We start from the raw sequence: 11,721 nt of genomic DNA on the forward strand, positions 1-11,721 counted from the left end.
CGTTACGTTCGAATTGGCAAAACAACATGTTAGAAACCTATTTCGATAAACCCTTCGATCCGGGGCGTCGGCTTCAGCACCAGATCCAGGAGCGGTTGATCGAGGCGATTCTGGCGGGTATCTGGCCTCTGCATGAACCTCTGCCGGCAACCCGCAGCCTTGCGGAAGCGATCAATGTTTCCCGCAATACGGTGTCGCTTGTCTATGAGCGCCTCGCGGAAGATGGATACCTGACGCCAGTCAATCGGCGGGGGTATTTCATCAATGAGCGGACGATCAGGGAACAACTCAATATTCGTCAGGACGCAAAGCTCAAGGAGGGGTTGCCGTCTGAGGCGACGCCTTTCGATCTGCAGGGACGTTTGAAGTACAGCTATTCTGGCCAGCGCAGTATCAACAAGCCGGCGGATTGGCGGTCCTATGACTTTCCGTTCATCTACGGTCAGATTCTGCCGGACAAAATTTCGGTCGCCAGGTGGCGGGACTGTGTAAGGCTGGCCGGGACGGCCCAACATGCGCCTAGCTGGATTTCGGACCTTGTTGACGACGATGACCCCATGCTGGTCGATCAGATCATCCGGCGAATCTTGCCGCAGCGGGGCTTTCGTGCCGATCCGAGCAGTATCCTGCTTACGGTAGGCGCGCAGAACGGCATCTATCTGACGGGGAGGCTATTTTGCCATGAGGGCATGCGAGTCGACGTTGAGGATCCCGGATATGTCGACGCGCGCAACATCTTCGAATCTCTGGGGGCAAGTTTGACCGGCCATCGGGTCGACGCGAATGGCATGCGCGTGAGCGATGACCTTGAAGGCGCAAGTCTTGTCTATGTGACGCCCGGGCACCAGTCGCCGACCAGTGTGACCATGTCGATGGAGCGCAGGCTGGCGCTTATAGCTGCCTCCGAGAAGCATGACTTTGTTATTCTTGAAGACAACTACGAGCACGAGCTGAATTTCGTCGGCGCGCAGAGACCGGCGTTGAAGTGTTTTGACCGGTCGGGGCGGGTGGTTCACATCGGCAGTCTGTCAAAGCCGCTTTTCCCCGGGCTGCGGGCGGGCTTCATTGCTGCAAGCCCCGAAATCATCCGTGAATTGCGCGCGCTGCGTCGTTTGATGTACCGCCACCCACCGGCGCAGGAGCAGCGAGCACTGGCTCTGTTTCTTGCGGAGGGGCACTATGACGCCCACATTCGCCGGCAGCGCAAGGTTTTGTCGCAGAAATGGAAAACGGTGTTTCGTTCGCTCGAGCGTCATTTGCCGATGTGCGACGTCACCCAAACGACAGGCGGATCGGCGATCTGGCTGGAGCTGCCGGATAACGTTGATGCGCGCGAGCTGCAGGCAAAAGCGGCAGAGCAGAGCATTCTGATTGAGCCCGGAGACGTGCACTATTTGAACGGCAAGGCGCCGGGCAATTGTATCCGCCTCGGATTTGGTGCCGTGGGCCCTGAGCAGATTGCGGAAGGATTTGAGCGTCTGGGTCAACTTGTCCGGCAGCTTGACCGACTTAATAAACGGTCTGCCTAAGCTACCGAACTTTTTCTTGTACCGGGCTTAGGCCAGTTCTGCGTCGCCGAGGGTTTTTTGCAGGATTGCGGTCATTTGCGTCAGCTCTTCCTCCGTAGAGACCAGGGCAGGCGCGAAGATGAGCGCGTCGCCGGTGGCCTTTACGTGTAGCCCTTCGTCAAAGAGGCGGCGCTGGACGATCGAGCCTTTTTCACCCGGTGCGGCGCCTGGTTTCAACTGGATGCCCGACATCATGCCATAGCCGCGCAGATCGGTGACCTGAGGCAGGTTGCGCAGTGAATACACCAGATCCAGGAAGGTGTCCGAAAGGGCTTTGCCACGCTCGAACAGCCGATCATCCTCGTAGATCTTCAAGGTGGCCAATGCGGCAGCGCAGGCGACGGGGTGTGCCGAGTAGGTGTATCCATGCATCAACTCTGGCCGGTCCGCGGTGATGGATTGAATTACCCGCGTCTGGATCTCTGTCTTGACCGCCACGGCGCTCATTGGAATTGCGCCGTTGGTCAGCGCCTTTGCCATGGTCATGACGTCAGGTGTTACGCCGAACTCCTGGCTTGCGAAGGCCGCACCGGTTCGGCCGAAGCCGGTGATGACCTCATCAAAGACCAGCAGGATGCCGTATTTGTCCGCGATTTCGCGCAGCCGTTTCAAGTAGCCAACGGGCGGTACGATGGTGCCAATTGAGCCGGCGATCGGCTCGACGAAGACGGCCGCAATGGTTTCTCCACCATAGGTCTGGCAGATCGCCTCAAGATCGTCCGCCAAGTGAGCGCCATCTTCGGGCTGGCCGCGCGTGTATCTCTGGTCTTCGTTCCATGTGTGGCGCATATGAACGACGTCGCAGGTAATTCCGCCAAAGTCCCGCCGGTTGCCGACCATGCCGGCGAGCGACGTTCCGCCAAGGTTCACACCGTGATAGCCCCAGGCACGTGAGACCAGCTTGGTCCGCTGAGGGTCACCATTCGCCTTGTGATAGGCAAGGCAAATCTTGATCGCGCTGTCGACAGCTTCCGATCCGGATGAGGCGAAGAAGATACGGTCCAAGCCCTCTGGCAGTAGACCGCTAAGCTTTTCCGCCAATTCGAATGAGATCGGCGCAGCGCGTTGGAAATGAGGCGTGTAGTCGAGCTTCTGGATTTGCTCGTAAACCGCTTCGGCAATCTCGCTGCGCCCATGACCAGCGGCACAGGTGAAAAGCCCGGAGGAACCATCGAGAACTTCACGGCCTTCTGGTGTCCAGTATTTCACGCCCTTTGCGCTTTCAAACATCTGGGGCTCGGCATGGAACAGGCGGTTGTTGGAAAACGGCAACCAATGGTGATCCATGTTGACGGGCATCTGGGTCATGGCAGGGCGATCCTTTGAAATATACTCTTTCGCCCAGTTAGAACTCTCTCGTCTGCCGACTTTAGATCCAGAAGCCAAATTCATAAGGGCCAGAACGCGAGAGGCGACTTTTGGGTATTGTCTGCAATGGCGCCGGGACTAAGGTGCGACAAACTTTGCAACCACGCAGGAGCTTCGCCATGACTGGCACTATTCTCATCACGGGCACCACATCCGGTTTTGGCGCGGCCACGGCGCGGCTCTTCGCGCAAAATGGCTGGCTGGTGATCGGGACGGGACGCAGGGCTGAGCGCCTGGAGGAATTGAAGGCTGAGCTGGGTGAGAGCTTTTACGGTCTGGTTTTCGACATTACAGACGAAGATGCGACCAAGTCTGCGCTTGAAAGTCTTCCTGAGGCGTTCAAGGAAATTGATGTTCTCGTCAATAACGCTGGCCTTGCGCTTGGAACCGCCTCCGCTCCCGAGACCAAGCTTTCGGATTGGAAGACCATGGTCGACACGAATGTCACGGGCCTTTTGACGATCACTGACCTGCTGTTGCCGATGCTCATCGCGCGCAAGGGAATGATTGTGAACCTATCTTCTATCGCCGCCACCTGGCCCTATCCGGGGGGGAACGTCTATGCCGGGACCAAAGCATTCCTGCGTCAGTTTTCTCTCGGTCTGCGGTCGGACCTGCATGGCAAGGGTGTGCGCGTGACGTCGATCGAACCGGGGCTCTGCGAGAGCGAGTTCACAATGGTCCGGACTGGCGGCAACAAGGAAGCCTATGACGCGCTTTATGGCGGCGCGCATGCGATCCAACCTGAAGACATTGCCAATACCATTTTCTGGGTGGCGACCCAGCCCAAGCACATCAACATCAACTCGCTCGAGGTGATGCCGGTCAGCCAGTCCTGGGGTGGTTGGCAAATTGCCCGCGACCCAAGTTAGCGCCCACTGACCCATGGGCTGATGAAAAGGTTCCGCATCAGCCCATGGCCGGCATGGCAATTATTCCTATGTTCACCGCACTGTTGAAACTTTCGGCAAAATAATTCTCAGAATGCACAGTTTATGGTCGTGCGACTTCATGCGAATGAAATTTTATCTGCACCCGTCACACAAATAAAACGACGCTAAACTTTGGTTTTACTGCGATAAATCCGCAGGCAATGCGATCTGGCACGGCTATTGCTTTTACCAACTCGTGCAGCGCGCCTAGGGATCCGGTTTGATCTTCCGAAACTTGAAGATCAAACACAGGACCGAGAGGCGCACGCCGGACACGTGATCTTCAGATCGCTCATAGTCCGGTGACACGGCGGGACAAAAACCCGGGAGACCACTGCACAGGTTTGCGCGCGCAGACCTTCTCCCGGATGTGCGCGAAAGCCTCTTTCAACGGCTGCCCGATGAGGCGGCCAAGACAGGAGACGCGTACAGCCATGATCCGGACTTTCGCCAAATCCCTCTGCCTTGCCGCGGCCGTTGCCATGCCGCTTGCCACACCATCCGCCCTTGCTGCGGAAAAGACCGATTTTTCGGTCTGCTGGTCCATCTATGTCGGTTGGATGCCCTGGGGCTATCTACAGGACAGCGGCATCATGAAAAAATGGGCCGATAAATACGATATCTCCGTCGATATCGTTCAAATCAACGACTATGTGGAATCCATCAACCAGTACACGGCCGGACAATATGACGGCTGCTCCATGACCAACATGGATGCGTTGTCCATCCCCGCCGGCGGCGGTGTCGATACGACGGCGCTGATCGTGGGCGATTATTCCAACGGCAACGACGGCATTATCCTGAAAGACAAGACGGAACTTGCCGAGATCAAGGGCCAGACGGTCAACCTCGTTGAGCTTTCGGTGTCCCACTATTTGCTCGCCCGCGCGCTCGATACCGTCGGGCTGAGCGAAAAAGACCTGACCGTCGTCAACACGTCCGACGCGGACATGATTGCGGCCTATGCAACGGATGATGTGACGTCGGTTGTGACCTGGAACCCGCTGCTTTCCGAAATCGAAGCGGAGGCCAATGCGACCAAGGTCTTCGACAGTTCCGGTATCCCGGGCGAGATCATCGACGTCATGATGGTCAACACCGAGACGCTCGCGGACAATCCGGCGTTCGGCAAGGCGCTCACTGGCGCTTGGTATGAACTCATGACCCTGATGTCCTCGGACAGCGATGAGGGCGCCGCGGCTCGTACCGCCATGGCCGAAGCATCTGGCACGGATTTGCCAGGTTATGACGCGCAGCTGGCGACAACCAAGATGTTCTATGCGCCTGCTGAGGCCGTCGCCTTCACTGAATCCGACGAATTGCCGGACACGATGAAGTTCGTTGCCGAATTCCTCTTCGACAACGGGATCCTCGGTGAGGGGGCTCCGAGCCCTGAGTTCGTCGGAGTGGCCTTCCCGGACGGATCGGTCTTCGGCGACGAGGGCAACGTCAAACTGCGGTTCGATACATCCTTCATGAAGATGGCTGCTGACGGCAGCCTCTAAGCCCATTCCATGAAACCGGTACCCGGCTTGGCGCGACAGTGCTGAGCCGGGTCAACGGAAAGGCTTTCTCATGCGGATCATCAATCTGAGACCCGGTCGGCTGACGTCTCTTGCGCTCGGCATTGTGCCTTTCGCAGGCGTGATCATTGCCTATGCGGTCGCGAGCCACTATCGACGGCTGGAAAACCCTGCAGACAAGCTGCTGCCGTCGCTGGAGAAGATGGGCGAAGCCTTCTGGCGAATGGCCTTTGTGCCGGACCGGCGCTCAGGTGATCTGCTTTTGTGGCTGGATACGTTCGACAGCCTCATGCGCCTTGGTGTTGGCATGGCGGTTGCCAGCCTGCTTGCCATAACACTCGGCATTGCGATCGGTTTCATTCCGCATGTCCGCTCTTCACTTGCGCCGTTCCTGGCAACCTTCTCTCTGATTCCGCCGATCACAATTCTGCCCATTCTATTCATCTCTTTCGGCCTCGGGGAAGTTTCCAAAATCGCCCTGATCGTGATTGGTACAGCGCCTGTCATGATCCGCTACACCGCTCAGTCGGTGCTCGATATCCCGCGAGAGATGATCATCAAGGCCGAAACACTCGGCGCGTCAGTCTGGCAGATGATCACGCGGCTCGTCCTGCCGCAGGTCCTGCCAAAGGTGATCTCTTGTCTGAGATTAAGTCTCGTGCCGGCGTGGATCTTCCTGATTTCGGCCGAGGCTATCGCCTCCACCTCCGGGCTCGGCTACCGGATCTTTCTCGTGCGCCGCTATTTGGCGATGGATGTGATCCTGACATACGTCGTCTGGATCACCCTTCTGGCCTTCGTTCTCGATCGGCTTCTGCTTGCGCTTTCGAAACGTGCTTTCTCCTGGAACCATCTGGAAAGAGACAGCCTGTGACCCACGAGACCAAGCTTTCAGTCCAAAATCTGTTCATGAGCTACGATGGCGCTCCGATCCTCGAACGGGTGAGCCTCGATGTCAGCGAAGGCAGCTTTTGCACCATCGTTGGTGCGTCCGGGTGCGGAAAGTCAACCTTTTTGAGACTGTTGCTTTCCCAGGAGAGGGCCTCTCGCGGGAAGATCCTTCTCGACGGTACGCCATTGCCGGAAGAGCCGACACCTGACCGGGGTATCGTTTTTCAGCGGTATTCAGTGTTTCCGCATCTCACTGTGGCAGAAAACCTGATCCTGGCGAACGAGTTCGAGGCCTCTCCAATCACGGGCCGACTGTTCGGTTCTGCTCGAAAAGAGGCGCTATGCGAGATTGAACCGCTGCTTGAACGTATCGGGCTCAATCAGGCAGCCAACCGTTACCCGGCGCAGCTTTCCGGCGGCATGCAACAACGTCTCGCCATTGCCCAGGCACTGATCAAGCGGCCGAAAGTCCTTCTTCTGGATGAACCCTTCGGCGCTCTGGATCCGGGTATCCGCGCCGACATGCACGAACTTCTTCATGATCTCTGGCGCGAGCTCAACATGACGATCTTCATGGTGACACACGACATCCATGAAGCCTTCAAGCTCGGAACCAGGCTTCTGGTCTTCGACAAGGTACGCCACGACCCCCAGGCACCTGAGGCTTATGGCGCGACCATCACCTACGACTTGCCGATCAAGGCCAATGACCGGGGCGACGCCGATCTGGTCGCCTTGGCCTCTGGCGAGAAACCAAACACTGCTGCAGACAGCTGAGAAAGGGAGAACCTTCATGACCACGTTCGACAACCAGGGGCCTGTGACCCGAAGCAAGGCCGCTGGCCAGATAGGTGTTCGCGAGCCTTCGCGGCAGCATCACCCCGACTTCGACAAGCTGCAGCTGCGTGGTTGGAAATCGGCAGAAAAGGAAGCTTTGCTGCCATCCGCCGCCTGGGAGAAGGAGAAACAGTGGGCTCTGAGGATGGGGCTTACGGGGGCCGAGTCCATCAACGACAAGTCGATCCCGACATTTGCCCGGGGCGAGCTGCCGCATTATGCCGGCATCAACACGTTTTTGAAGGCGCCTTACATCGAGGATGTCACACAGGTTGGTGCCTATGATGCGGCGGTCATCGGCATTCCTTTTGACGGCGGCACGACTTATCGGCCAGGCACGCGGTTTGGTCCGCAGGGCGTGCGCAAGATTTCCGCGCTTTACACGCCCTATAACTACGAGATGGGCGTGGACCTGCGCGAGCAGATGACCCTTTGCGATGTCGGCGATGTCTTCACCATCCCAGCCAATATCGAAAAGACCTTCGACCAGATTACGCGCGCGGTGTCCCATGTGGTTTCGTCCGGGGCGCTGCCGATCATGATCGGCGGGGACCATTCTATTGGCTTTCCATGCGTGCGCGGGATCGCGCAGTGCACCTCCAAGCGTATTGGCATCGTCCACTTCGACCGTCATATCGACATCCAGGAAAAGGATCTCGATGAGCGGATGCATACGACGCCATGGTTCCACGCAACTGATCTGGCGAATGTGCCTGCGGTCAACCTTGTTCAGGTGGGTATCGGTGGCTGGCAGGTGCCGCGCGAAGGCGTCGAGGTTGCCCGTGAGCGCAACACCAACATCTTCACCATGCGCGATGTCGAGGAGCTTGGTCTGGCCGAAACGGCGGCCAGAGCGTTGGAGCTGGCCTGGAAGGACGCGGATGCCGTCTATATTTCGTTCGATATCGACAGCGTGGACTGCGGTTTCGTTCCGGGAACAGGCTGGCCGGAGCCCGGTGGTTTTCTGCCCCGCGAAGCGCTTGAGCTCGTCTCTCTTGTCGCCAAGGAAGGGATCTGTGGGCTCGAAGTTGTCGAGGTGTCGCCGCCTTACGATTGCTCCGATATCACCGCGCTTCTGGCGACGCGGGTCATCGTTGATGTGCTGGGAACGTTGGTGTCCCACGGTAAAATGGGCTCGCACAAATCGATCATCGACAAGCCGGTGTCCATTCCGGCTGGTCCGGACGTGGGGTGATCGTCATGGCACATGCTCATCACCACCATCCTCATAGCCATGATCATCACGATCATGGTCCTGGGCACAATCATGGCCACGGACATGATCATCTGCATTCGCATGTCCATGGCACGTCAAATCACGAAAAGACCGAAGAACTTCAGGTGCTGGCGACAAGCTTTGTCGACGGCTTTAGGTCGGCTGAAGACAAGATCAGCTACCTGAGGCTTTCGGGCATTCCCTTTCAGAAACCGGGAAGCGATGGCCTGACGCTTAATCTCGTTGACGCGGCCATTGCATCCAACTGGCAGATCGGCACTGCATCGCCTGCTTTTGCATCGCGTGAGCTGGTCTATATGCCGTTCCCCGGCAACATGGTCTCCCAGCGTGAGACTATGACCTTCACCTATGTGTCTTTGAGCGAACGCGCAGATGTTGATCTGGTCGACATTCTGCGGGAGCGCATTGAAAGCGGAGAAACAAATCCATGAAAACGGTTACGACCCATCTCTTGACTGCAGCCGCCAGCCTTGCGGCAATCTCGCCAGCCCTGGCGCATTCGGGCGACCATGGCGAGGTGCATTTGCGTGAGGCCGCGACGCATCTCCTGTCATCCCCCCTCCATATGGCGGTGGTCGCCGCTGGTGGTGTGCTTTTGGCGACACTCATCTGGTGGCGGGTTTCCAAACGATAAGCGTAGTTCCCGCCGCGATTTTTGATATCCGCGGCGGGAAAGCATGACTTGTGACTTGTCTAATGGATCTCGAAGCGTGAGATTGCCGGGTGAGGTCTTCGCCTCGAATCTCTCGGACACCTTCGAACATTTCAGAGCAAGTCATGAAAACGGCAGATGTCATCATCATCGGCGGAGGTATCGCCGGGATCGGGGCCGCAGCGCGCATCGCTCCTGAGGCATCAGTCGTCATTCTCGAAATGGAAGACGCGCCCGCGCGGCATGCGACCGGGCGGTCGGCGGCGATCTACATCCGTAACTACGGCAATGCCACGTTGCGGGCGCTGAATGCGGCCTCCGAGCCGGTTCTGTCTGAACCTGCGGGCATCAGCGACAGCTCACTGCTCACGCCACGCGGCGAAATGATTGTCGCTGATGAGGCCGGTATCACAAGTCTTGAATCCTATCTGGACGGTTCCGACGGACTGGAGCGTCTTGACGCATCAGAAGCGATCGAGCTTTTTCCCCTGTTGCGACGTGACTGGGTGCAGGCTGCAGCCTTTGAAAAAGCCGCGCAGGACATCGATGTAGACCGGCTTCTGCAGGGCTTTCTCAAGCTCGCGCGCAGGCACGGGGCCGAGCTCGTGACGAATGCCGCGGTGACCGGCATTCAGCGGCATGAGAACCTTTGGCAGATTGAGACGCCAGCGGGCCGTTTTCAGGCGCCTGTCGTTGTCAATGCGGCAGGTGCCTGGGCCGATCAGGTCGCAGCACTCGCCGAGGTCGACAAGGTCGGTTTGTCCGCATTGCGCCGGAGTGCGGCAATCATTGCGCCGCCCCCCGGCCTGGCGCCCAATCATTGGCCGCTTGTCGCGAGTGCCGCCGAGGACTGGTACATCAAGCCGGATGCGGGCAAGTTCATGGTTTCGCCAGCGGATGAAGATCCGGTGGAACCACATGATGCCTGGCCGGACGATATGGTTCTCGCCGAGGGTATCTATCGCGCCGAACAGGCAGCTGATCTTCAGGTGAAGCGCCTGGAGCACACCTGGGCAGGTCTTCGAACCTTTGCGCCCGATCGCACACCCGTTGTGGGCTTTGCACCAGAGGTGGACGGTTTCCTCTGGCTGGCCGGGCAGGGCGGGTACGGCGTTCAAACGGCTCCCGCACTGTCACAGCTGGCTGCCGATCTTTGCCTTGGGAAGAGTTCTTCCCTGTCTCGCGAGATTTTGACCTCACTTCACCCGAGCCGGTTCCAGGGCTGACGCCTGCTGGCCGGGTTTCCACGAAAGGACATCACATGACTGATATTCAACGCCTCGACAAAGGCCCGCGCATGAGCCAGGCCGTTGTTCACAACGGCCTGGCTCATGCGCGGGCCAGGTCGGGACACCGGGTGAAAGCGTCACGGACCAGACCAAGACGGTTTTGGCGAAAGTTGACGATATGCTGGCGAAGGCCGGCACCGACAAATCCCGTCTGCTGCAGGCGACCATCTGGCTTGCGTCAATGGATGACTTTGCCGAGATGAATGCGGTTTGGGATGCCTGGGTCGATCCTGAAAATGCCCCTGCACGTGCGACCGGCGAATCTGCACTTGCAACGTCCGAGCACAAGGTCGAGATCATCATTGTCGCGGCCTTGAACGACTAACGCGGCTTGACCAAAAGGCCGGGGCATTTTCTGTCCCGGCCTTTTCTATTTAGCGAATTTCATAAGCTGTTGGCGGGCAAACGCATTAGCCGCCGCGCAGGGCCTTGGCATCACTTGCGGCCTGCCGAATTGCATTGGCGAAGCGGAAGACATCAACGTCTGTCGCAACAAAGCTTGCGCCGAGATCAAGGCAACTCTTCTGAAATGCAGGATCTGTCGTCAGGATGCCGGGGGCTTTGCCTGCGTTTTTGATGCGGGTTATCGCGTCATTGATCGTTTCAATGACCTTTGGATGCATCGCATTGCCGAGGAAGCCCATATCGGCCGACAGATCTGCTGGGCCAATGAAGACCCCGTCCACGCCGTCGAGTTTCAAAAAATCGTCCAATTCGGCAAGTCCCGCGAGGTTTTCAACCTGCAGGAGCAGGCATATCTGCGCATCTGCCGTTGTTGCATAGTCCTCAATCGCCCCAAAGCGGGAGGCGCGGCCGAGCGCAGCGCCGACCCCTCGGGTGCCCTTCGGCGGGTAATGGACAGCAGCCACAAGGTCCTCGGCTTGTGCAAGGCTCTCGACCATGGGGATCAGCAAAGATTGCGCGCCGATATCAAGGGCCTGTTTGATCATCCAGGTTTCGCCGACCGGCAGACGAACGACCGGGTGACTGCTGCTTGCCTGAACGGTTCTCAGCTGGCTCAAAATGGACCGAAGGTCGTTTGGCGCATGTTCGCCATCGATCAGCACCCAGTCGAAGCCGGCTGTTGCCGTGATCTCGGCGACATAGGCATCGGCGAGGCCCATCCAACAGCCCATTTGCGCTTCGCCGCGTTTAAGGGCTGCCTTGAAGGTGTTCTGAGGGGCGGGCATGTCAGTCCTTTTCAAATTGTCTGGTCTATGGTTGTGACACTGGCTTTGTGCGTGAGCATAGCCGATCGGAAGCGCTATTCCAGCTCGGCGAGAGAATGACAGCTCAACCATCTCCTCCCGCCCATAACGTTGGTTTGGGCGATTATCATCTTATTTGCATACGTATGCAAACGATGTTAGCTCTCAATGAAGCGTTTGAGCTTTTAAGCGATCAGACAGCATCTGAGGGAGCAT

At 57.9% G+C, this 11,721-nt stretch carries 11 protein-coding genes, 1 pseudogene and 1 riboswitch; of the genes and pseudogenes, 10 read left to right on the forward strand and 2 right to left on the reverse strand.

Features of this window, described 5'->3' with window-relative positions:
- Positions 1 to 26: 26 nt before the first annotated feature.
- Positions 27 to 1,529 (forward strand): aminotransferase-like domain-containing protein, encoded by a 1,503-nt coding sequence (locus IG617_RS06220; RefSeq protein WP_192108305.1) that lies wholly within the window; start codon positions 27 to 29, stop codon positions 1,527 to 1,529.
- 27 nt (positions 1,530 to 1,556) lie between these two features.
- Here the strand turns inward: IG617_RS06220 and aptA are convergent, their stop codons facing one another.
- Positions 1,557 to 2,876, reverse strand: a complete 1,320-nt coding sequence (gene aptA, locus IG617_RS06225; protein ID WP_209008288.1) for an omega-aminotransferase AptA — start codon at positions 2,874 to 2,876, stop codon at positions 1,557 to 1,559.
- A gap of 179 nt (positions 2,877 to 3,055) precedes the next feature.
- Here aptA and IG617_RS06230 point away from each other — a divergent pair, with 179 nt between their 5' ends.
- The 9 genes and pseudogenes from IG617_RS06230 to IG617_RS06270 all read left to right on the forward strand — a co-directional run bounded on the left by IG617_RS06230 (position 3,056) and on the right by IG617_RS06270 (position 10,622).
- The gene (locus IG617_RS06230) at positions 3,056 to 3,808 is read left to right on the forward strand and encodes an SDR family NAD(P)-dependent oxidoreductase (RefSeq protein WP_192108307.1); all 753 of its coding nucleotides are present in this window, start codon (positions 3,056 to 3,058) and stop codon (positions 3,806 to 3,808) included.
- Between the two features lie 256 nt (positions 3,809 to 4,064).
- Positions 4,065 to 4,200: riboswitch (guanidine-I (ykkC/yxkD leader) on the forward strand.
- A gap of 105 nt (positions 4,201 to 4,305) precedes the next feature.
- On the forward strand, positions 4,306 to 5,373 hold the full coding sequence (locus IG617_RS06235) for a putative urea ABC transporter substrate-binding protein (RefSeq protein WP_338109946.1): 1,068 nt from the start codon (positions 4,306 to 4,308) through the stop codon (positions 5,371 to 5,373).
- A gap of 70 nt (positions 5,374 to 5,443) precedes the next feature.
- Positions 5,444 to 6,265, forward strand: a complete 822-nt coding sequence (locus tag IG617_RS06240; protein WP_192108311.1) for an ABC transporter permease — start codon at positions 5,444 to 5,446, stop codon at positions 6,263 to 6,265.
- Positions 6,262 to 7,059: an ABC transporter ATP-binding protein gene (locus tag IG617_RS06245; protein ID WP_338109942.1), complete on the forward strand. Its 798-nt coding sequence runs from the start codon at positions 6,262 to 6,264 to the stop codon at positions 7,057 to 7,059. The genes IG617_RS06240 and IG617_RS06245 overlap by 4 nt, the downstream gene beginning before the upstream one ends.
- 16 nt (positions 7,060 to 7,075) lie before the next feature.
- Entirely contained in the window at positions 7,076 to 8,314 is a 1,239-nt protein-coding gene (locus IG617_RS06250) for an agmatinase family protein (RefSeq protein ID WP_209008289.1), read from the forward strand.
- 5 nt (positions 8,315 to 8,319) lie between these two features.
- Entirely contained in the window at positions 8,320 to 8,787 is a 468-nt protein-coding gene (locus tag IG617_RS06255) for a hypothetical protein (RefSeq protein WP_192108313.1), read from the forward strand.
- Positions 8,784 to 8,990, forward strand: a complete 207-nt coding sequence (locus tag IG617_RS06260; RefSeq protein WP_192108315.1) for a hypothetical protein — start codon at positions 8,784 to 8,786, stop codon at positions 8,988 to 8,990. Before IG617_RS06255 ends, IG617_RS06260 begins: the two co-directional genes overlap by 4 nt.
- Before the next feature lie 143 nt (positions 8,991 to 9,133).
- A complete protein-coding gene (locus tag IG617_RS06265) occupies positions 9,134 to 10,234 on the forward strand; it encodes an NAD(P)/FAD-dependent oxidoreductase (protein ID WP_192108317.1) in 1,101 nt (366 codons plus the stop codon).
- A 35-nt stretch (positions 10,235 to 10,269) separates the two neighbouring features.
- Positions 10,270 to 10,622: pseudogene (locus IG617_RS06270) on the forward strand (RidA family protein).
- 85 nt (positions 10,623 to 10,707) lie between these two features.
- Here IG617_RS06270 and IG617_RS06275 read toward each other — a convergent pair.
- Positions 10,708 to 11,487, reverse strand: coding sequence for an aldolase/citrate lyase family protein (locus IG617_RS06275; RefSeq protein WP_192108319.1), 780 nt, complete (start codon positions 11,485 to 11,487; stop codon positions 10,708 to 10,710).
- Positions 11,488 to 11,721 lie beyond the last annotated feature (234 nt).

Origin of the sequence: Roseibium polysiphoniae (assembly GCF_014842925.1) — a bacterium.
Classification (GTDB): Bacteria; Pseudomonadota; Alphaproteobacteria; order Rhizobiales; family Stappiaceae; genus Roseibium; species Roseibium polysiphoniae.